Source organism: Shinella sp. GW821-FHT11G07 (genome assembly GCF_058808115.1).
In genome coordinates this window covers 81,012-103,680 of the sequence record NZ_JBXARJ010000016.1, presented here as the reverse complement: position 1 = coordinate 103,680, position 22,669 = coordinate 81,012, and the positions used below count along the sequence as shown (strand labels likewise).

The 22,669-nt window shown below is 61.5% G+C and carries 15 protein-coding genes; 6 read left to right on the top strand and 9 right to left on the bottom strand.

The window, feature by feature from the left end:
- Positions 1-5 precede the first annotated feature (5 nt).
- The gene (locus AC1RT2_RS26055) at positions 6-1,256 is read right to left on the bottom strand and encodes a sarcosine oxidase subunit beta family protein (protein WP_493106650.1); all 1,251 of its coding nucleotides are present in this window, start codon (positions 1,254-1,256) and stop codon (positions 6-8) included.
- Between the two features lie 181 nt (positions 1,257-1,437).
- On the opposite strand from AC1RT2_RS26055, the gene cysQ reads away from it, so the two are divergent.
- From cysQ to AC1RT2_RS26035, 4 genes are all read left to right on the top strand, one after another.
- Positions 1,438-2,244 (top strand): 3'(2'),5'-bisphosphate nucleotidase CysQ, encoded by an 807-nt coding sequence (gene cysQ / locus AC1RT2_RS26050; RefSeq protein WP_493106728.1) that lies wholly within the window; start codon positions 1,438-1,440, stop codon positions 2,242-2,244.
- 193 nt (positions 2,245-2,437) lie between these two features.
- On the top strand, positions 2,438-3,841 hold the full coding sequence (locus AC1RT2_RS26045) for a KpsE/RkpR family capsule polysaccharide export protein (RefSeq protein WP_493106648.1): 1,404 nt from the start codon (positions 2,438-2,440) through the stop codon (positions 3,839-3,841).
- A 10-nt stretch (positions 3,842-3,851) separates the two neighbouring features.
- On the top strand, positions 3,852-4,646 hold the full coding sequence (locus AC1RT2_RS26040) for an ABC transporter permease (RefSeq protein ID WP_493106646.1): 795 nt from the start codon (positions 3,852-3,854) through the stop codon (positions 4,644-4,646).
- Positions 4,643-5,335, top strand: coding sequence for an ABC transporter ATP-binding protein (locus AC1RT2_RS26035; RefSeq protein ID WP_493106644.1), 693 nt, complete (start codon positions 4,643-4,645; stop codon positions 5,333-5,335). Before AC1RT2_RS26040 ends, AC1RT2_RS26035 begins: the two co-directional genes overlap by 4 nt.
- A gap of 148 nt (positions 5,336-5,483) precedes the next feature.
- On the opposite strand, the gene AC1RT2_RS26030 is transcribed toward AC1RT2_RS26035, so the two are convergent.
- The 7 genes from AC1RT2_RS26030 to AC1RT2_RS26000 form a co-directional block, all read right to left on the bottom strand.
- On the bottom strand, positions 5,484-6,914 hold the full coding sequence (locus tag AC1RT2_RS26030) for a capsular polysaccharide export protein, LipB/KpsS family (protein ID WP_493106642.1): 1,431 nt from the start codon (positions 6,912-6,914) through the stop codon (positions 5,484-5,486).
- Between the two features lie 180 nt (positions 6,915-7,094).
- Positions 7,095-9,122 (bottom strand): capsule polysaccharide biogenesis protein, encoded by a 2,028-nt coding sequence (locus AC1RT2_RS26025; RefSeq protein ID WP_493106640.1) that lies wholly within the window; start codon positions 9,120-9,122, stop codon positions 7,095-7,097.
- An 88-nt stretch (positions 9,123-9,210) separates the two neighbouring features.
- Positions 9,211-10,377, bottom strand: coding sequence for a polysaccharide biosynthesis/export family protein (locus AC1RT2_RS26020; RefSeq protein ID WP_069061283.1), 1,167 nt, complete (start codon positions 10,375-10,377; stop codon positions 9,211-9,213).
- Between the two features lie 471 nt (positions 10,378-10,848).
- Positions 10,849-13,935: an efflux RND transporter permease subunit gene (locus tag AC1RT2_RS26015; RefSeq protein WP_493106637.1), complete on the bottom strand. Its 3,087-nt coding sequence runs from the start codon at positions 13,933-13,935 to the stop codon at positions 10,849-10,851.
- On the bottom strand, positions 13,932-15,005 hold the full coding sequence (locus AC1RT2_RS26010) for an efflux RND transporter periplasmic adaptor subunit (RefSeq protein WP_493106635.1): 1,074 nt from the start codon (positions 15,003-15,005) through the stop codon (positions 13,932-13,934). The genes AC1RT2_RS26015 and AC1RT2_RS26010 overlap by 4 nt, the downstream gene beginning before the upstream one ends.
- Positions 15,002-16,072, bottom strand: coding sequence for an efflux RND transporter periplasmic adaptor subunit (locus AC1RT2_RS26005; protein ID WP_493106633.1), 1,071 nt, complete (start codon positions 16,070-16,072; stop codon positions 15,002-15,004). Before AC1RT2_RS26005 ends, AC1RT2_RS26010 begins: the two co-directional genes overlap by 4 nt.
- Positions 16,073-16,613: 541 nt before the next feature.
- Positions 16,614-18,932: a methyl-accepting chemotaxis protein gene (locus AC1RT2_RS26000; RefSeq protein ID WP_493106631.1), complete on the bottom strand. Its 2,319-nt coding sequence runs from the start codon at positions 18,930-18,932 to the stop codon at positions 16,614-16,616.
- Positions 18,933-19,312: 380 nt separating this feature from the next.
- Between AC1RT2_RS26000 and AC1RT2_RS25995 the strand changes: the two genes are divergently transcribed.
- Together AC1RT2_RS25995 and AC1RT2_RS25990 are read left to right on the top strand one after the other, a co-directional pair.
- Entirely contained in the window at positions 19,313-20,266 is a 954-nt protein-coding gene (locus AC1RT2_RS25995; protein ID WP_493106629.1) for a ring-cleaving dioxygenase, read from the top strand.
- Between the two features lie 72 nt (positions 20,267-20,338).
- Positions 20,339-20,896, top strand: coding sequence for an NADPH-dependent FMN reductase (locus AC1RT2_RS25990; protein WP_493106627.1), 558 nt, complete (start codon positions 20,339-20,341; stop codon positions 20,894-20,896).
- 84 nt (positions 20,897-20,980) lie between these two features.
- Here the strand turns inward: AC1RT2_RS25990 and AC1RT2_RS25985 are convergent, their stop codons facing one another.
- Positions 20,981-22,537, bottom strand: a complete 1,557-nt coding sequence (locus AC1RT2_RS25985; protein ID WP_493106625.1) for a VOC family protein — start codon at positions 22,535-22,537, stop codon at positions 20,981-20,983.
- Positions 22,538-22,669 lie beyond the last annotated feature (132 nt).

Below are 22,669 nucleotides of genomic sequence, written 5' to 3'. Positions count from 1 at the left end.
CTCACTCAATGCAGGTTGGGCTGGGTGCCGGCACCCGCCTCGTCGATCGGGAAACCACGCTCGAAACGATCGAGCCTGAGCGCGCGCGCCACATGATGGCTCTCGCCCTTGGCGATCAGATGGGCGAAACAGAAGCCGGAGGCCGGCGTAGCCTTGAAGCCGCCATAACACCAGCCACAGTTCAGAAAGAGGTTATCAATCGATGTGCGGTCGATGATCGGCGAGCCGTCCATCGACATGTCCATGACGCCACCCCAGGCGCGCAGCACCCGCACGCGGGAAAGACCGGGGATCATCGTCACCCCCTCCTCCATGACATGCTCGGCCGTCGCGAGATTGCCGCGCTGCGCATAGGAGGAATAGCCGTCGATCTCCGCACCGAAGACAAGGCCGCCCTTGTCCGACTGCGAGATATAGAAGTGGCCCGCGCCATAGGTGATGACGTGGTCGATGCAGGGTTTCAGCCCTTCCGTCACGAAGGCTTGGAGCACATGGCTCTCGATCGGCAGTTTCAGCCCGGCCATCTCGCCGACGCGCGAGGTATTGCCGGCGGCCGCCAGCGCCAGCTTGTTGCAGCCGATGAAGCCCTTCGTCGTTTCGACGCCGGTGACCACACCGTTGTCACGGCGAATGCCGGTAACCTCGCAATTCTGGATGAGATCGACGCCAAGCCTGTCGGCGCCACGCGCAAACCCCCAGGCGACGGCATCGTGCCGCGCCGTGCCGGCACGCTTTTGCAACAGCCCGCCGATAATGGGGAAACGCGCGTGGTCGAAATTGAGGAAGGGCAACATCTTCTTCAGCGTCTCGCGATCGAGCTGCTCGGCCGCCACCCCTTCCATCATCATCGCATTGCCGCGCCGTGTATAATGATCGCGCTGGCTGTCGTTGTGATAGAGGCTGATGATGCCGCGCTGCGACAGCATGACGTTGTAGTTCAGCTCCTGCTCCAGTCCTTCCCATAGCTTCAGCGAGAACTCGTAGAAGGGTTCATTGCCGGGCAGCATGTAGTTGGAGCGCACGATCGTGGTGTTGCGGCCGACATTGCCGGAGCCGAGATACCCCTTCTCCACCACCGCGATATTGCGGACGCCGAATTCCTTGGCAAGATAGTAGGCTGTCGCGAGGCCATGCCCGCCGCCACCGACAATGATCACGTCGTAGTGCGGCTTCGGCTGCGGCTCCCGCCAGGCGGGCTTCCAGCCGAGGTTTCCGGCAAGGGCTTGTTTGAAGATCGAAAAAGCGGAGTAGCGCATGCGGGTTCCCAGATCAGTCGCCCCACATTCGCATATGCAGCACAAACGGCAAGACGGAAGAGCGTCGCAGCCCGCCGCATGCCGAACTCTTTCCACACCGCTATGGTTCGCCCGCCCTGGCAATTGCTTTCAAGACGCTCCGCGGCTAAGCCATGAGGCCATGCAGATAGACCTCGCAGAGCTGACACAGGTGATGGAAAGCGCCGCGCTCGCCGCTGGCCGCGCCATCATGGCCATCCACAGCGGCCGCCCGGCCGTACAGTACAAGCCCGACAGTTCGCCGGTCACCGAAGCGGACGAAGAGGCCGAGCGGCTGATTCTCTCCGCCTTGAAACAGCATTTCCAGGCCGTACCGATCGTCGCGGAAGAAGCGGTCGCCGCGGGCGACGTCCCCGACATTTCCGGCGGACTGTTCTTCCTCGTCGATCCGCTCGACGGAACGAAGGAGTTCGTCGCCGGCCGCAACGAGTTCACCGTCAATATCGCCCTCATCCGCGACGGAGTACCGGTTGCCGGCATCGTTCTCGCCCCGGCCTTGTCCATCGGCTTCCTGGCCGTAGAAAACCACGCCGAGCGCTTCTTGGTGACGGACGGCTTCACGATCGGCGAGCGCAAAGCGATCGGCTGTCGCGGGCGGGGCACACCGCCGACCGCCGTCGCCAGCCGCTCGCATGACACGCCGGAGACAGCGCGCTTCCTCGAGAACCACGGCATCGACGCCTGCACCGCCATCGGCTCCTCATTGAAGTTCTGCCTCGTCGCCGAGGGCCTTGCCGATGTCTATCCCCGCTTCAGCCGCACGATGGAATGGGACACGGCGGCAGGCGATGCCGTGCTGCGCGCCGCAGGTGGGCAAACGCGCACACTGGATGAAAAACCTCTGCGCTACGGTAAGCGTAACCAGGAGCATGACGCGGATTTCGCAAATCCGAACTTCATCGCCGCAAGCCAGGGCTGGAGCGCGACTTCAGAAATGATCACAAAATAACCAGATTGCTGGCTGATGAGTGCCGGCAACAAAAGGACCGCTTCAACCGGATCGACAACCATGCTACGGCTAGACACGATCGTTCGGCCTTGTTCATGCACGGCATTTTAGTTGTTTGTAAGGGTAAAGTCGAATAATCTGCCGCCACAAATGACTTGGCGACCAATCAGTTTGCTTTTGAGAGAGTAGCCACGTGGAAGACGAAAAAACGCCCGCTGCGGCAGAAACCCCTGACGCCAAGGCAAGCAGCCTGATGGATATCGCCAAGCAGCGCGCCAAGCAGCGCGCCGCACAGCAGAAGGTTGTCGCGATCAAGCAGGCCGCCGCTGCACGGCACCGCTCCGATCCGGAGCTCGATGACGAGGAAAATCTTGGCAAGCGCGCCGACTCGCGGCCGGCCTTGCCGAAGGACATCGTCAAGACCATTATGACGCTGCCTGAAATGCCGAAGCGGAAGCGGAAGCTCCCCTGGCCCAAAATCTCTTTCCTTGCAGCTGCGATTCTCCCGGCCTTCTTGACGGGCCTGTATTACCTCTTCATCGCCAGCCCCCAATATGTTGTCGAGACACAGTTCTCGGTCCGCGGCTCCAACCAGAATTCCTTCAACACCTTGGGTCTTTCTGCTCTGGTCGGAAACTCGGCGCAGTCCGGCGATTCCTATATCGTTGCCGACTATATTCATTCGGCGCAGATCCTGCCCGACATGTTGGAACAGACAAACGTCGACATCCGGGAAATCTATTCGCGCCCGTCGATCGACTTCCTGTATCGCGAAAACAAAGACGGAGCGCTGGACGAATTCCGCAACTATTGGCGGGACATGATCAACGTCAGCTTCAATTCGACGACGGGCAACGTGACCATGCAGGTCTATGCGTTTTCCCCGTCAGACGCCAAGCAGGTCGCAGATTCCATTCTCGCCGTTTCCGAGAATTTGGTGAATACGCTCTCCGAGAAATCGCGCAGGCAGTTCATCGAGGTGGTCAACCAACAGGTTGCCCGCTCGGAGGAACGCCTGCGCAACGTTCGCAAGCAGATTACCGATCTACGCATAACGGAACAGGCCGTCGATCCGACGGCCGTCGCAACGATGGAAGCCGCAATCATCAGCACGCTTGAGCAGGAACTTGCGTCGCTCAGGACACGATATAAGGCGCTTGTTGATTCGATCAGTTCCGATGCACCCTCAGCCCGCGTCATCGAGCGGCAGATCAGCGCGCTCGAAGAACAGCTTATCGAGCAGAAGAGACGGATTACCGGCGAAGCCGCTCCGACCGATTCCAGCAACAAGACCACCCGCAACGGAACGGAAGGCGGGCGTGCATTGCCCGAAATGCTCGATCGTTTCACGGAGCTCGGCGTTGAGCAGGAATTTGCGGTCAAGGCTTACACCGCTTCGCTCGCCTCGCTTGAAACGGCGATGCAGGAAGCGCAGAAGCAGGAGCGCTATTTCGCAGTTTACGTGGCGCCCCGGGAACCGGAAATCGCGCTATATCCGCTGGGCATGCTGAACACCTTCATCGTATTGATCGCATCCGTCGGGCTCTGGCTCATCGGATACTTCACGCTCCGGTCCGTCAAGGACCACTCAATTTGATCGTGGCGCCATGAGCATCTTCGATGAAAAACCACTGAGTTACGCGCTAAAGGAAAATGCCAGGGTCATTTCGGCTCTTGTCGTGAGAAATGCCGTTACCCGGTTCAGCAAGAGCCGTTTCGGCTTCATCTGGATCCTGGCGGAGCCGGCCGCCTATGTAGGGATCTTTTTGGCCATGCATACATTCATGAAGGCGCAGATCCCGTTTGGCGACAATGCGGCACTGTTCATTCTGGCCGGTGTGTTCGGATTCCGGATGACGCGCGGTATCTCCCGCAAAACCGAGCGCGCCATCATCAGCAATCAGCCGATGCTGACCTACCCTCTCATTCGGCCTCTCGATACGATCGTCGCAAGTTTTCTGCTCGAATCGACAATCTGGATCATGATCTGCGGCCTGTTCATGGGCGGCCTCTCCTACACCATGGACCGGCCGATCATCGTGTACCCGGGCGATTTTATGGAATGCCTGCTGGCAATTCTTTTCTTTGCGTTTTCCTTCGCGACGTTCAATGCCGCGGTGGGGGCCTTGATTCCCCGCTACGACACGTTCCTGAACATGATGAGCATGCCTCTAATGCTGCTTTCGGGCGTGTTCTACATGCCAACGCAGCTTTCGCCGGAAGTCCAGGCTATTTTGTGGTGGAATCCGTTCCTGCATTGCGTGGAATGGTTCCGCACCTCCACCTATATCGACTACACACCACTGCTCGACAAAGGTTACCTTCTTGGAATGGCGACCGGGCTACTGGCTCTCGGCCTCACGATGGAGCGCATCTTCAGGCCGCGGATCATGAACGCATGATAATATTCGATAATGTCAGCAAAGCTTTTCCGCGCCCTGGTGGGGGAAAGAAGATCATTCTGGACAAGTTCAGTGCAGCGTTTCGCCCGGGTATCAATGTGGGCATCCTCGGACGGAACGGTGCCGGCAAATCCACGCTCATGAACCTCATATCCGGTGGCGACCTGCCGGATACCGGCCGTATCATCCGCGAGGGGAAAATCTCCTGGCCGCTCGGCTTCAACGGTGGCGTGCACGGCAAACTAACGGGTGCTCAAAACACACGATTCATCGCCGACATTTATGGCAAGAGCCGCCACAAGGTGCTCGACTTCGTCAGCGAATTCTCCGAACTAGGCCCATATCTCGACATGCCGGTGCGAACCTATTCAGCCGGCATGAAAGCGCGTCTCGCCTTCGGTATCTGCATGGCGATCGAGTTTGAATACTATCTTATCGATGAAGTGATCGCCGTCGGCGATTCGACCTTCAAGAAAAAGTGCAAGGAAGTCTTCGATCAGCGCCGCGAAAATGCGACCCTTCTTCTCGTTTCGCACTCTCCCGGCTTGCTGCGCTCATTCTGCGATATCGGTGGCGTCATGAATGAAGGCCAACTGACGTTCTACAACAATATCGAGGAAGCAATTCAGGTTCACGAGGAAATCCTGCGGACCTCCCGGCCCGCGCCGAAGCAGCGCCGGTCAGCCTGACACGGCTCTGCGTCCGCGACAGCACGTTGCGCAAAAGTGTATGCTATTTGCGCGAACAGCATGTGAAAAATCAACAAAGTAAAACGCAAGGAGCAAATCTGAAAGATTGCGATTCGCTTTGGGCAATCAAAAAAGAAATGCGGGCTGGTCAGCCGGCAGATGCTTCGCCGGAACGCTGTACCCAGACCTGTGAATCGATGGAATCGGACAGAGGCAGCAAAACGCCCGTTGTACGGCCGATCGTCTCCATGGAGCGCAGCTTCCCTAGAAGCGAATTGGTAGCAACCTCCATCCCTTCATAGGCATAGAAGTCACCAGGCTCGAGACATTGCTCGGCGACCCAGTTCAGATAGTCTCGCCGCAGCCCCGCCGAGGCCACATGGCCACTCGACCAGAAGCTGTCCAGATCGATGCCCTTGGCGACGCAGAAAGCAAGCGACGGATGACGATAGAATGACTTTCCAAGAACGGCGAGCGGAACGCCATGCACCAGCGCCGACAGGCCGGAAGTGCTGTTGATCGTCACCATGCCTGCGGAATGCCGCGTCAGAAGGCCTAGCGAACCATTGTCGAGAATGTGCACACGGTCGGCCACATTGTTCAGTACGCCCACCTGGCGGATGAACTGCTTGTCCTGGCTATGCCCACGTTCCATGGGGTGAATCTTGAAAACCAACTGATGCGTCGGCGGCGCGTTTCGCGCAAAGGAAACGATCGCCTTCAGAATGAGTTTCTGGTTGTTCCAGCCACCGGCCGCGGCGGCCAACTGGCTATCGTCGTGCACCTGCAGGGGAACGAGAAAATACTTCTTGTCGTGATGTTCGAGCAGTCGCTCCATGCTGCGGTAATTGCGGCCGAGATTTCGGAACTTCAGATAGTAGTTCTTGATCCAGTAGAACATCTCGGTCACGAGCGACCGCTTTGGCTTATGGAAAAGCTTGCGTTCGCTCAAGGTCGAAAAGACGCCGCGCACGGCAAAATAGGTGAAGGCATAGGTCGCCATCGCGCCGAAAGAAGACGGATAGGTGGTGCTTTTCGGGCGTTCCCGCCGCTGCTTGGCCTCATCCTCCGGCGGCAAGAGCCCGGCAATCGGCGAAAGCCAATTGTTGCCGCCAAGCTCCATCGTCACGAATCCAGGGCGAATGTAGCCTTCTTCGAGGCTCAGCACGGGGATGGCATTCAAGGCGCATTGCTCAATCGCTATCTTGTGCACATCACGTTCGCACCCGAACAGGATGACATAGTCGAAGCCATGCTCCGTTACGATCCCGGTGAACCAGTCACGCCAAGCATCTGCCGTTCCGGAAAAATGAAGAATATTACTTCCGCGGGCAAAAAGCCGGTCGCCCGCATTGAAGCTGACACGCCAGGCATCAAAACCACTGTCGTTAAGGAGAGTCTGCACCTTACGAAAGAAAGGACCGACCGGCCCTTGCAGCAACAGCACGCGCGGCGCGCTCTTGGAAGGGAATCGTTTGGAGAGTTTGCGGCGCAACGCCAGATTGACGAGTCGCGCACCCTTTGCCGAGGCATTCACATCGGCGTCCGCGCTCAGATGTTTTTCATGCTGTTCGATCATGATAGGCTGGCTTAACCTAAAGAATAGCGCTGACGCTGAATGCGCTTGGTATTCGCACAAAGCAGCAATTTTAGCAACGGCATCTACAACGCTCCCCCCCAGAAATTGCCAATCTTGCAACCGAAATTCGAAAAGTGCAGCAGCTATGCAACGCAACCACGGCACCTGTTCGCCTGCCAGCTACCGCAACCGCGAGTCGCGAAGCAACACACCGACCCGGTTTATCTGCTGCGCCGCACCCAAAGTCACCTTTTGCAGCAGGCCTGGCTTTTTCAAGGCACCAACGGAAATCTCTTCGACGAGGTCTTCCGGGCGGCAGGGCAGGCCACTGAGAGGATGGACATAGAATGGGTAGAGAATGAGGCTTGCGGCAACAAGCGTGTCGAGATCGATCCGGCGCGTGCGGCGCGGTATCATCAGACGATCATCGGTGAGACCCCACCCCGCATAGAAGGGCGCGCCATGCACGCCGACGATCTTGCCTCTGAGAAGCGCCTCGAAACCGGCAAGCGAGGTCATCGTCTCGATACGGTCGGCCCAGGCAATCCATTGCAGGATGTCCCCGCTTTTGACGATTAAATCCGCCGCAGCCGGCACCGCCCCACCGTCCCGCACGCCGGAAACCACATCAGGGTGCGCCTTGTAGACGATGAAGGCATCTGGAAAGAGCGCCCGCACCGCTGCAACGAGCGTCGCGTTCGAACGCACGGCGGGCGAGCCGTAGCGGATCGACGCGTCCTTTTCGACCTGCCCCGGCACGAGGATTTTCAACTGTCCCGCTGTCCCAGTCGGCAAGCTTGCTTCCGTGCCCAGATTATATTTGGAAACACCGCGCTGAACCAGCAGCCGCGCGAGTGCCCGTGCGCGAGCGCGCAACGGTTCATCGAATGTCCCGCCTGAAAGAATCGTCTCCAGCCGGCTTTCGCCCCGGGCATCGTAATAGACATGCTCGTCATCCATGGCGATAGAGGACGGCATGGTCAGGGCAACACCCAGCCCGCGCGATCGGATGAAGCCGTCTTCGAGCCTGATGGCCGGCACGTCGACGGGAAGTGTCCGGTCACTGCCCCAGATGGCGACGACACCGTCCTCGGCCTGAGCGGCAGCAACCGCCGCATCAAGCGAGCGCTTGTGGACCGGGTCACCGGCAACCCCTTTGAGGAAGGGGGTCATCGCTCTGCGCTTCCACGGGGAGAACCCGGCGGTAAACACCTTCCGATCTACGCGCATGCGTTGATCCCGCACGGCGATCGCCTGATCTACCGCCCGTTCGAGGCTGCACGCCTCCCGGCTGTGCAAATCCAGATAGTGCGAATAGTCGAGGAATGCGGCATGAAAAACCTGCTCCAGCGATGCCGGTGACCGGTTCGTAGGCTGGACGCTATAGTCATTGGTCAGTCCGCGCCCGGAATAATAGGTCGTTCCGAAGCAATGAACCTGTCCGCCCGCCATGAGCGCCTCGAAGCCGAGCTGGCTAGAGACCGTGTAGACGCTGTCGGCCGCCTCCAGAAGCGGCCAGGGGTTCATGCGCGCCGGAACCACGATATCTGCACCGATCGCCGACGCAGCCTGCCGTAGAAGGCTCCGGTCGCCCGCTGCAGGGTGCGTACGCACGACCATTGCCTTGCCCGGATTGTCTGCGATGGCCTGCACCAGCATGGCCCGAAAGCTCGCCGGCCCCGCACCCGCGCCGGCAATGGATGCATCGCCGGCAACTTGATCGACGAGCAGCACAAAAGGACGCCCGGAAGGCACGCCGGCGTGAGCGGGGCTCAGCAGCGGGCTGTTGTTGTATTTGGAAAGGCGCTCATGGCGCAGTCGCACGATCAGTAGACGGGCGCGCTCAAGCGCTGCAGCATCGGTCACAGGCCGCGAGAGCAACCGCTCCAGTCCGTTCGTCGCCTGCGCATCGAAATAGATGCCGTCCCGATCAATGACATAGGAATGGCTGGGCTCCCCCTGCCCCGGCGCGAAGCCACGCAGAAAGCCATCCTCCAGGGTAATTACTTCTTTACCGAAACGCGCCGCAAGCCGCATTGCCCGGATGCCGGACGAACGCCGGCCCCAACCGACAAACCCATCGACCCGACCGGGAAAGACAAGCGGCCACGCCACGACATCGGCGTCGAGCAGCCGGGCAATGTCAACGCGCTGCCGCCAGAGACCGGGAGAAAGAAGCGCGTAGGTTTTCCGTGTCTGTCCGGCCATTCAGCCCTCTACGACAAAATGCAAAAATCCGGAACGCCGCAAGGACATTCCGGATGAATGCAGCGAACCCGCCGAAAGCGCTCGGCGACTAGAACGCCCGTCCTGTGCGCTGGATATTGTAGGCCGCACTTGAGCCACTGGAAACGATGCTCATGAACTTCGCAAAATCCGTTGCGACATGGCGTGCCAGATAGATGACGTCCTTGTTCCGCACAGGGAAGTTCTGGGCGATGATATAGCTCTGCGTCTCCGCCAGGTCGAGGCGGTAGACGATCGGATAGCGACCTTCGGTATCCGGCACCATGCCGCGCGAAATCAGATCGCGGAAGCGATCGTCACCCACAACGCTGCGATAGACGTTTTCCTCTTCGTAACGGAAGACGAAATAGCCCTTCGGATCGGCCGTGGCTGTGTTACCGCCGCCGGCGAGTGCCGCCGCCTCGACGAGGCTGAGCTTGGCGGCGTTGAACGCAACCTTGCCGCTCTTCTCCGTCTGCCCGAGCGCCGAGAAGGTCTGCGGATCGTAGCTGACGTAGATCTGGTCTTCCGGCTTGACGTAGATATCGTCCTTCGGATTGTCGATAATCGCCTGCAACAGCACGGACCGCGTGCGCCCTGCGCGCTTCAGGCTGACATAGGTGTCATAGGGCGGCTTGCTGGCACCGCCGGCCATCGCAAGAACTTCGCTGATGTGCAGGCCGTTCAACCCGAGGGGCACGATGGAGGATTTGTTCACGTCGCCCTGAACGGACACCGTCCGCGAGGCATTGTCGGCCATCGCCACGATGACATCAGGCTCGACAGCCTTTGCCTTCAGCGCATCGACGATCGTCGAACGCGCCGAATCGATGGTCATGCCGGCAAAACGTACCGAGCCAACGTAGGGGATCTGGCCGTGCCCGTCCGGCTGCACGATGACGGGAATCGACGTCGATTTGCGCTCGGCGGTGGAGAACAGGCCGTCCGGCCCCGCTTCGAAAATTGTCACCTCAAGACGGTCACCGACCCCGATAACCGGCGTGCCACCGCCGCCGCCAATACCGAAGGTCTTGGCAAAGCTGGCGCGTGGCGAGGCGTTCACGCTGTTGGCAATGCGCTGGTCGATCGTGACGACATCAAAAATCAGCTTGGTCTGCGGGATCTCGTAGGCCTTGCCGTCCGCACCAGACGAAATAACCTGGTTGGTCAGCGGGCCATCGCTCGGAACGATACAGCCAGCCAGAGCCAGCAGGGTTCCTGCCGCGAGAATACGCACGAATGCGTCCAAACCCTTACGCGGCCTGCTCACGTCTTCAATTCCGATCATCACACTGCAATTCCCTTCGACCGCGCCCGAGAGGGCACGAGGCAAGAGCCGACCGCTTGCCACGATTGGGCGGCATAGACATGCAGTTTCAACGTTTCGTCAAGTCCCATGACCAAACCTTGTTCCGCTCCGGTACATCCGCCCTGTCCCGCCGATACCATGGAGAAAATCCCTTGCACATTCGTTACTGCGTGGAAAGCGGCTTTGCCATTCGGCATTGAAAATCAACTTTTTCCACCAGCTTTTTCAAAAAGAGTGCGGCAAAAAGAACGCATCTTCACCCGCAAAAGCCAAGGCATATAAAGGGCGTAGCCGTGCCTGAGGCTTGCCACGAGAATCATCGCCCCTCCCCACGCCTACCCGCCCATAGCTGCGATTTCTCGCAGCTATGGTGCCGGACATGGGCGAAATTGAGAGGCCCTAGGCCGCCTCCACGGGCTCTGGCGGTGGAGCCAACGGCTCTTCCTTGTCTTGGGGCTTGATCCGGAACCAGGCGATGTAAAGGGCTGGCAGGAAGAGCAGCGTCAGCACCGTGCCGACAATGATGCCGCCCATCATGGCATAGGCCATCGGCCCCCAGAACACTTCGCGCGATATGGGGATGAGCGCGAGGCTCGCCGCCGCCGCCGTCAGCATGATGGGGCGCATACGATGTTCCGTCGCCTCGCGCACGGCGTTCCAGGCATGCATGCCCTCTCGTCGCAGGTCCTCGATCTGCACGACGAGAATCACCGAATTGCGGATCAGGATGCCGATCAGCGCCAGCACGCCGAGGATGGCGACGAAACCGAGTGGCGCACCACTGCCGAGCAGCGCGATGACCACACCGATCAGCGCCAGCGGCGCCACCGCGAAGACGAGGAACAACCGCGAAAAACTCTGCAGCTGCAGCATCAGGATCGTTGCCATGGCAAACAGCATCAGCGGCACGACGGCGATGATCGGCGCCTGGCTGTTGGCGCTTTCTTCAACCGTACCGCCGACCACGACATTGTAGCCGGAGGGCAGGTTTTCCTGGAAGGCCGCGACGTCCTTCGCGACCTGCGAAACGATCGTTGCCGGCTGCACGCCACCTGTAATGCTCGCCTTGACGGTGATTGTGGGCTCGCGCGAACGGCGCCAGACGACCGGCTGCTCCATTTCGTAGCGGAAATTGGCCACCGCGGCGAGCGGCACCGAGGTGCCACTGGCCGTCGGCAGCTGGAGCTGGCGCAACGTCTCGATCGATTCGCGCTCGCTTGCCCGCGCCCGGCCTATGACGTCGATCAGATAAACGTCATCGCGGATCTGGGTGACAGTCGTGCCGCCGACGACACCGTTGAGCGCCGAGGCGATATCCTGCGAGGTGACGCCCAGCTGGCGGGCCTTGTCCTGCAATACATCGACCTTCACGACGCGTGCCGGCTCGTTCCAGTCATAGACGATGTCGCCCAGCAGCGTGTTCTTGCCGAGCAGTTCGCCGAATTCGAGCGCGTGTTTGCGCACCTCCTCGATATCCGGGCCGCTGACGCGGTACTGGATCGGCCGGCCGACCGGCGGGCCGATGTCGAGCAGCTTCACCAGCGCATCCGTGCCGACGAAGGTTTCGCGCAGATAGGCCTGGAGATCGGCGCGCAGGCGATCGCGCGCTTCGAGATCCTTGGTGACGATGACCGTCTGGCCGAAGGCCGGCGACGGCGGCTGCACGTCGAAGGACAGCAGGAAGCGCACAGCGCCCTCACCTACATAGGAGGACCACCGCTCGACATCCGGATTGCCCTTGAGCTTCTCCTCCTCGAACTTGGCGATCTGCGCATTGGTTTCAGCAATCGAGGCATTCTGCGGCAGCGACCAGTCGATGATGAGCTCCGGCCGGTCGGACGACGGGAAGAACTGCTCCTGTACGTACCGCATGCCGAAAACGGAAACGCAGAACACCAGCACGGTGGCGACGATGGTCGTCCACTTCCAGTGCATGCAGGTATCGAGCAGGCGCACGAAGGCGCGGGTGAACCAGCCCTTCTGCTCGTGATGTTTCTTCATCGTCTTGGGCAGGATCGTCACGCCGAGCAGCGGCGCGAAGACCACCGCGACAACCCAGGAGACGAGCAGCGAAATGGCGATGACGACGAAGAGGCTGAAGGTGAACTCGCCGGCCGCACTGTTGTTGAGCCCGATCGGAATGAAACCCGCCACCGTCACCAGCGTGCCGGTAAGCATCGGGAAAGCGGTGGAGGTGTAGACATAGGTCGCGGCTTTCCGCCGCGAATCGCCCATCTCCAGCCGCGCCACCATCATTTCCACCGCGATCATCGCATCGTCGACAAGCAGGCCGAGCGAGATGATGAGTGCGCCCAGCGAAATACGCTGCAGCGATATGTCGTCGTAGTACATGAAGACGAAGGTGATCGCGAGCGTCAGCGGGATCGACAGCGCCACGACAAGCCCGGCACGCACGCCAAGGCTGACGAAGCTGACTGCGAGAACGATGATGACCGCCTCGAACAGCGCCCGCGTGAAGCCGGAAACCGCCTCTTCGACCACCTTCGGCTGGTCGGACACGAGATGTACGTCGACGCCGACGGGTAGCTCATGCGACAGAAGCTCGATCTGCTTCTCCACGGCCGCGCCAAATTCCAGCAGGTTCGAGCCCTGTTTCATGCCGATGGCAAGACCGATGGCCGGCTCGCCGTTGAAGCGAAAGAGCGCCGATGGCGGATCAAGGTAGCCGCGCGTGATCGTGGCGATATCGCTCAGCCGGAAGAAGCGGTTGTTGACCCGGAGATTGACATCGCGAAGGTTCTCTTCCGAAGCGAACTGCCCGCCGACACGCACGCTGACGCGCTCGCCGCCCGCCTGCACGACGCCGGAAGGCGTGACGGCGTTCTGCGCCTGGAGGGTCGACACGACCTGCTGCGTGGAAATGCCGAGCGCGGCGAGCTGGCGTGTCGAGAATTCGAGATAGATCACCTCGTCCTGCGCGCCGACGAGATCGACCTTGCCGATATTGGGAACCGTGAGGATACGCCGACGGGCGTCTTCCACATAATCGCGCAACTGGCGCGGCGAAAGTCCGTCCGCGGTGAAGGCATAGATATTGCCGAAGACGTCGCCGAATCGATCGTTGAAGGCAGGACCTACGACGCCGGACGGGAAATCGCCACGGATGTCGTTGATCATGTTGCGCACGGTCACCCAGGTCGGCGCGACATCGCGGGCACGGGTCGTCGGCTTGAGGTTGACGAAGATCAGCGTCTGACCGGGCGTGGTGATGCTGCGGGTGAAATCGAGCGATTCCAGCTCTTCCAGCTTGCGCTCGATGCGCTCCGTCACCTGCAATGTGGTTTCTTCGACCGAGGCGCCTGGCCAGGCGGCGCTGATCGTCATCGTCTTGATCGTGAAGGACGGATCCTCCTCGCGACCGAGATTCTGGTAAGTGAAGAAGCCGAGCAGCGCGAAGACGATCATGAAGTACCAGACGAGCGATGCGTGATCGAGCGCCCAGTCCGAAAGGTTGAATTTCTTCATAGGCTTGCCTCGTCTTCAACCTTGATTTTCTGGCCTTCTTCGAGGCTGTGCACCCCGGCGGTGACAACGCGGTCACCGGCTTTCAGCCCGCTGGATACCGGGAGGTACCGACCGACCGCAGCACCCGTTTCGATCGGTGCCAGACGCACCTCGCCCTTCTGCGCATCGACCAGCCAGACATTCGGCTTGCCGTCCTTCTGCAGAACCGCCGTTTCCGGGATCATGATGGCGGTGACGTCCGGCCCTTCGAGTTCGGCCGTGATGGTGGTGCCGAGACGCACCGTATCCGGCGGGTTTTCCAGCGCGATCTTGACGCGCCGCGTGCGGGTCACGGCATCGGCGGAGGGCGCCACCTCCCGCACCACGCCCTTGACGGTGATGGCGGGATTGATCTGCAACGACACGGTGAACCGGCTGCCGATAGCGATGGCTTCCGCCGTCTCCGGGATATCGACGACAGCATCCCGCTCGTCCGGGCGGGCAACCGTGACGATCGCCTCGCCGGGCGAAACGGTCTGCCCCACCTCGGCGCCCGTCGCAACGACAACGCCGTCGAACTCCGCCAGGATACTCGTGTAGGAAAGCTGCTCCTCCGCCTTTACGAGCGCCGTGCGCGCCCGCGTCACTCCGGCATCGGCGGCCTCGCGCGATTGCTCCGCACTCTCGACGGCGGCCTTCGCCGCGGCGTTCGATTGCAGCAATGTCTTCTGCCGCTCTTCGATCGAAACCGCGCTGGCAAGCGTTGCCTCCGCGCTTGAAAGTTCTGCACGCGCCGAACGCACGGCCAGTTCATAGGCCGTCGCGTCGAGCACAGCGAGCACGTCACCCTTCTTCACGAGATCACCGACATGCACCGCGCGCGAGACGAGGCGCCCTGCAACTCGCGAGCCGAGCGTGGCCTGCACCTTCGCCTGGACCGTACCGGCAAAGCGCGTGCCCGGAAGCGCCGTGGGCGTGACGACCATGGACAGGACCGGCCGGGGTGGGACGACGGCCTCTTCTTCCTTCTTGCAGCCGGCAAGCGCCAACGGGACGACGATCACCGTGGCGAGCAGAATGGATATCCTCATTGGGTCGCTCCCTCGATCACGGTAACGGTCTGGCCGGGTCGAAGCAGCTTTGTGCCGTCGGCGACATAGGCCTCGCCTTCTTCGATACCGCCCGAGATAAGCGCCACACCGGTCTCGAAGGATGCAACCTCGACCGGGCGCAGGCTCACCGTATTGTCCGCCTTGTCGACGATCCACAGAGCCGGCTTGCCATCAGTGCCGGAAAGGGCTTGCCAGGGCACCACCGCGACCCGACGCGGCGCCAGCGCGCCGACACCGACGACGGAGGCGCCGAGTGTCATTTCCGGTGGTGTCCGGTCCATGGCGATCTTCACGCGCACGGTCCCCTTGTCCGCATCGATCGTCGGTGAAATCTCGCGCACCGTGCCCGTCGTGCGGATCCTGTCATCGCTGAGCAGGGTCACGACGACGCCGTCCCTCGCCGGCTGCGCAAAGAACAGGGATTCGTAGACATCGAAGACGGCATCACGCGGGCCGGTGTCGGCAATGGTGAACATGGTCTGCGCCGCCTGCGCCACCTGGCCGCTCTCGGCGAGGCGCGCCGTGACGATACCATCGGTGGGCGCGCGCAGCTCCGTATAGGAAAGCAGTTCCTTCGCGGTACCGCGCTGGGCGATTGCTGCCTCCCGCGAACTTTCCGCCGTGCGCAACGCCGTTTCGGCGTCGTCGAAATCGCGGCGTGTGCTGATGCCGTCATTGAGAAGTGATTTCTGGCGGTCGAAATTGGTGCGGGCGAGCCGCAACTGCGCATCGGCCGCGCGAACACCCGCTTCCGCGGCCTCCACGTCGGCTCGCTGCTCCTCGGGGTCGAGCCGCGCGAGGACCTGGTCCTTCTTGACGGCGTCGCCGACATCGACGAACCAGCCGGTGATGCGCCCGCTGACGCGGAAGGAGAGATCCGTCTCCACACGCGCAATCACCTCGCCCGTGATGGTGACCGTCTGTTCGCGCTGCTCGAACTGCACCGGCGCGACGCGCACCGGACGTGCCAAACCGTCAGCCCAGACTGGTGAAGCAATGGCGCAGACCGCCACCGCCGCCAGCAACATTCTCCCCCATCGGGTCATTGTCGACTCCACCGTTGCAGAACCCCCATTTAATATGGGTCCTCATTATATCGAGAAGATCAGACTGGCAAGTTTCGACACCAAAGCTGTTTCATTTGCCGGAGATGAAGTGTGGCGGAGTCCGCGGGAAAAGCCAATCGGGGCAAAGCTGTGATAGGAAAATATAATAAATCATATTTTTCAGCCGCCTAACGCCTCCGCGTGTAAGGGCCGGAAACAACAAAGCCGCTGGCAGCTTCGAAACCTTTGCGGTTCCCACAGAGCTGCCAGCGGCTTTCCCGGAGCGCCATTCGTTGGACGCTTCTATCTCGGTCCCCTCTGGACCTATCCCCAAGAAAGCAGGAAGCATGCCAAGCCGAGAGAATTATCAATAGCCATTCGATTTCAAAACGATAAAGCCATTCCTAACATAGAGGGCGCGCAGCGTTAGCCGCCAACCTGGTTAAATGCTGTGCACGGCGCAAAAGTTGTGCGCTTTTCTGACGCACAGCAAAAAGGCGGCCGGATGGGCCGCCTTTTCCTGAAAGCCATCGAAACCGGCTCAGAACTCTTGCCAGTCCTGCGCCGCAGCACTGGCCGCCGCCTGCCCGCCGCCAAAGGCACGGGTAAGCTTGCTGCCGAGCGCCCGCGCACCGGATGCCGCCGGGCGATGTTCGGCGGACGATGCAGCGACCGGGCGGGAATTAGCCCCTCCCATGCCGAGACGGAACTGCGCAATGAGCGCATCGAGTGCCGTCGCCTCGTTTGCCAGCGCATGGCTTGCCGCAGTTTGCTCTTCCACCATGGCGGCGTTCTTCTGCGTGCCCTGATCGATGGAATTCACGGCTGCGCTGATCTCGTTGAGGCCCGTGGACTGTTCGCGCGCAGAACGCACGATCGCCGCGACATTGACGTCGATTTCCTGGACCTGGTTGACGATTTCGCTGAGCGCCGAGCCCGTCTCACCGACGAGCGTAACACCAAGATGGACCTGTTCGCCCGATTTGGTGATGAGGGCCTTGATTTCCTTGGCTGCATTGGCCGAACGCTGTGCGAGCTCGCGAACCTCCTGCGCCACCACGGCAAAACCCTTGCCGGCCTCACCGGCACGCGCCGCCTCGACGCCGGCATTCAGCGCCAGAAGGTTGGTCTGGAAGGCGATCTCGTCGATCACGCCGATGATGTTGGAGATTTCGCGCGAGGAATTTTCGATGCCGCTCATCGCCGAGACGGCGCGGCGCACCACCTCACCCGACTTTTCCGCGCCGGCGCGGGTGCGTTCGACGAGCTGGCCGGCATCCTCGGCACGGCGCGTCGCATCCTTCAGCGACGTGGTGATCTCCTCCAGCGCGGCGGCAGTCTCCTCGACGGAGGCCGCCTGCTGCTCGGTGCGCTTGGCAAGATCGTCGGAGGCAGAGCGGATTTCGGCAGAGCCGGCCTGGATGGCATTGGCATTGCCGCCGACTGAGCGCAGCGCCGACTGCAGCTTCTCGACGGAGGCGTTGAAATCGTGGCGGACCTGGTCGAGCGAGCCGGCAAAGGTATGCTCGATCCGGTGCGTCATGTCGCCGTCGGCCAGTTTCTGCAGGCCATCGGCCAGTGCCTCGACGGCGATGCGCGTCTGGCGTTCACGCTCGGCCGCCTCGTCGGCGCGCTGGCGACGCTCGTCTTCGGAAAGCGCCCGGTTTTCTTCCGCCTCGCTTTCGAGACGCAGCTTGGCGAGTGTCGCATCGCGCAGCACGGCAAGCGATCGGGCCATTTCGCCGATTTCATCCTGACGCGTAGATTCGGAAAGATCGACATCCGTGCGACCACTGGCAATCTCGCTCGTAGCCGTAATCACGGTGGCCAGGCGTTTGCGGAAGCGCGCGGCAAGCAGCCAGCCGATCGAAATCAACAGGCCTGCAGCAATAGCGATGACGATGATGGATGTGATGGCCAGCGTGGAAAGGCTGGCAAAGAGGACGCGCTTCGGCACGGAGACGACGGCGTACCAAGTGGTGCCCGGCTGCAGCGGCACCGGCACGGCGACGGCCATCGAGGCAACGCCCGAGGCATCGGTCATCTCGAAAGCCTTGTGCGGATTGTCGATGAGCTGCTGCCAGGCGGCAACGTCGAGACCGGAATCCTTCAGCGTCTTGCCAAGTGCCGCGGTATCCGGGTGGCTGACGATGCTGCCGCCCTGGCTGAGCAGCGTGACGTAACCCTCGCCGAGTGGTTTCAGCTTGGCCATGTCGGCCGCCAGCGCATCGAGCGCAACATCGACGCCGGACACCGCCTTGAAGGTACCGTCGTACATCAACGGCACCATGAACGACGTCATCAGCGTGTCCTTGCCGCCGACATTGTAGGTATAGGGCTCCGTCAGCAGATCTTTCCCGGTCTTCTTCGGGATCTGGTAGTAGTCGCCGGCACCGTCCTTGTCGTAATCGACCAGCGCCTCGATCACCGCCACGCCGTTCGAACGAATGGCATAGGGAACATAGCGGCCGCTCGCATCGTGGCCGGGCTTGTCCTTGTATTCGGCGTCCTTGCCGTCGAAGGCGTCGGGCTCCCAGCCGGTGCTGAGGCCGACGGCAAACGGGTTGTCGGTCAACAAACGCTTCAACGTCGCATCGACCATCTCGCGGCTTGGCGTAGCACTGTCCTTCATCGCAAAAATCGCAGACCGCAGGTTCCAGCTCAGCGTCTTCACCTGCGCGAACGTGGTTTCCACCTTGCCGGCACTCGCCTCCGCCGCATTCACCATTTCCGAAATCGAGCGCTCCTCGACCGCACGGTAGGAGAGCCACAGCAGAACGCCCGCCGTCGCCACGGTCGTGGCAACACCGGTCGCAACGATGGCGAACATGTTTCGGGCAGTCGCAGTCTTCGGCAGCATCGAACGTCTCCTCGCGCGGGGCGGAAATTCCGGACCGGCAGTTCATCGGAAGGGTGGACATGCCGACGGGCGCGGCGAAGCAGAGACGAAGTCATTTCGCAACCGGCAGCGTACGGAGGGTTGGTTTATGAAACGATAAGTTTCGGAGGCGCTAACATTGGAACAGAATGGGTGAGAACGCCGGGAGGAAGAACGGCGGCTACGTGCCAGAAGATCCAGCATTCTGAGGGCAACAAGGTCGTTCAACAAAAGTGAACAATCCGTTCGCCCGACCCGGTCTTTCGGCAGCGCATGCGAGGGGCGATATTCGCTTCAACGCAAGGCCCCGACAGCGGGGTACGTACCAGAACGCCCCGGATAGATCCGGAGAGGAGTTTATCATGACCCTACAGCTGACAGGCATCCACCATCTGACCGCGATCACCGCGAATGCGGCGGAAAACCTGCGCTTCTACACGCAGGTGCTCGGCCTGCGCCTCGTCAAGAAAACCGTCAACCAGGACGATACGAGCGCCTACCATCTGTTCTACGCCGATGGTCTCGCATCTCCCGGCACGGATCTCACCTTCTTCGACTGGCCGGTCGGCCACGAACGGCGCGGCACCCACAGCGTTTCCCGCACCGGCTTGCGCGTCGCAACCCTTGCCACCCTCGAATGGTGGAAGGCTCGCTTTGCCGAGTTGAAGGTCAAGGCCGGTGAGATCCATGATATCGGCGGCCGCGCTTCACTCGATTTCGAAGATGGCGAAGGCCAGCGCTTCCGCCTTGTCGTCGACAATGCCGGCGCGCCGGCCAACCCGTGGGACAGAAGCCCGGTTCCGGCCGAACACCAGATCAAGGGCCTTGGCCCGATCACGCTCAGCGTGCCCGACATCCGCAACACGCAGACCGTGCTTGTCCAGATCATGAACATGACGGAGACGTCGACCTATCCGAACCCGGACGGGGCAGGTGACGTTCATGTCTTCTCGATGGGTGACGGCGGCCCTGCCGCCGAACTGCATGTCGCCGTCGAGCCGGATCTGCCGGTCGCCCACCAGGGTGCCGGCGCCGTGCACCACGTCGCCTTCCGTGCACCGGATGAAGAGGCGCTGCATGCGTGGACGGAACGTTTGCGCGGCTTCCGCCTGCCCTCCAGCGGCGAGGTCGAGCGTTTCTACTTCCGCTCGCTCTACTTCCGCGAGCCGAACGGTATTCTGTTCGAGATCGCCACGGATGGCCCCGGCTTTGCGGTGGACGAACCGCTTGAAACGCTCGGCGAAAGCCTGTCGCTGCCGCCCTTCCTCGAACCGCGCCGTGCGCAAATCGAGGCCCGGCTGAAGCCGCTCGTCTAAACCAGATAAAACCCCGGCGTGACAAACAGTCCGCCGGGGTTTTTTATGCCGTCTGCAAAGAGGAGAACCCAAATGACGAAACTGGTGGCAATCTCGGGCAGCCTGCGCAAGGGCTCCTTCAACACGGCGCTGCTCCGCGCCGCCCTAGCCATGGCGCCGGAGGGCGTCGAGATCGTCGAGGGCTCGATCCATGGCATTCCGCTCTATGACGGCGACGCGGAGGCCGAAAGCGGCATCCCGGATGCCGTCACCCGTCTCAAGGACCGCGTTGCGGACGCGGACGGTGTCCTTCTCTTCACTCCGGAATACAACAACGGCATTCCCGGCGTCTTCAAGAACGCCATCGACTGGATGAGCCGCCCCTCATCCGACATTGACCGCGTCTTCGCCGGCAAACCCTTCGCGATCACCGGCGCCTCGCCCGGCAATTTCGGCACGCTCCTGTCGCAGGAAGCCTGGCTGCCCGTCATGCGCACGCTCGGCACCGTGCCGTGGTTCGGCGCCAAGCTGATGGTCTCGCGCGCCGGCACGGTTTTCCAGGATGGAAAAATCGTCGACGAGGCGACGGAGAAGAAACTTCGGGCCTTCATTGCGGGCTTTGCGGCTTTCGTTGCCGAGCACAGGCGTTAAGGCTGGCCGCTCAATGGATCGACCGAATCAAAAAGGGGCATGCCAGCCGGCATGCCCCTTTTCTGTCTTACGGCGACGGTCCCGTCAGCCGATCATCCGCTCCCTATAGGCCTTTGCCAGATCCAGATCGGCAGCGGCGAGTTCATGACCAGCGTCGAGCAACCGGTTTTCGACGGATGCACCCGCCGCAGTCAGACGCGTTTCGAGCGCCGTCGCATAGGAGCCGTAAGGATCCGACTTGCCCGTCAGTATCAGCACGTTGGTGCCGGAAAGATCAGCCTGCGGGGCGCTTTCCAGAACGTTCATGCCGCGCAGCAGCACCGCATTGCGGATGAGGCCCGGATGAAGCTGCATGACCGCGCCGATCATGTTGGCACCATTCGAATATCCGACGAAGAGCGTCTTCTGCGGATCCAGTCCATAGGCCGCATTCGCGCCCTCCAGGAAGGCGGCAAAGGCTTCCGCCTCGCCGACAAGATCCTTCTGGTCGAAAGTCGTCGCCGTCAACCGGCGAAAGAAGCGCGGATAGCCTTCGTCCACGCTGCGCCCGCGCGGGCTGAGCAGGACCGATTGCGGCGCCAACCGCACGCCGAAAGGCAGCAGGCTCGTCTCGTTGCCCCCGGTACCGTGCAACAGCACCACGGCCGTACCATCCGGGCTTTCCGGACGGTACACGCGGTGGATGAAGGGCAGGTCGCGCTCCGTGATGTGCTCCTCGCCCGGGAGAGCGAACTGCGGAAGCCGGGCACGGACCTCCTCGGGATCGGCCCGGAAATGCCGCGGCACGAACAGTTTGCTGCCGAGGCTTTCCAGCGGCTCATCCACCGTCATGCCCGGTGCATCCGTCGCGTATTCGATGAGCGACCCACCCGGCTCACGCACATAGAGCGAGTAGAAATAGGTGCGGTCGTGCATGTTCGTATCACCCGCATCCTCATCGGCAAGCCGCTTGGCCATGGCCTCGACAGCAGTCCGGTCCGGCGCGCGCAACGCGATATGATCGATCGTCCCCGTGCCGGGCGCCGATGTCCAGAAGCCGCTGGCATTGCGGATGTCGAGCACATCGCCCGTATCGCCGGCGAGCCTGGTGACGCCGTTCGCCTCGGCGACCGTGCGGTAGCCGAAATGCCCGGTGATGAAGGCCGCAGTCTCCACCGGCTTTTCGGAGAAGATCGTCGCGCCGCGAATACGCTGGATGGCATCCGCCACCGCGATGTCCTTCGTGACATGGGGGGCCGGCCCTTCCACGTCCGCCTCGCCGACGAGCTTGACGATGATGCCGTCCGGATCCTTCAGACGCAGCACTGGTTCACCAAACTCCTGCGCCGGGCCGGTGAGCGCAATGTTGTGCGTCAGCGCCCGCGTCAGCCAGAAGCCGATCGCCTCCGGTTTGATGGCGAGGGCGATCTCCGCCGGCTGGCCGAGCCCGACACGGCCAGGCGATCCGTCCTCCCAGGCAAGGAAGGTGATCAGCGAGCCGGGGTTTGCCGCCGCATCGCCATACAGGAGGTGGAGCTGATCGGCGTCTTCGTAGCCCGCCGTTCGCTTGACGAGGCGCAGGCCGAGAAAGCCGACGTAGAAATCGACATTCGCCTGGATTTTCCGGGTGATCGCCGTGATGTGATGGATGCCGCTGGTCATGGGGCACCTCCTTTCAGGCGGTAAACAATCAGGATTTCACAGTCCGCGCCAGCCGGCGCCCGGTGAATGCACTGTCCACAAAACATGACCGGCCCCGTTGATTGGCGGGGCCGGTCGATATCCGGCCTGGAA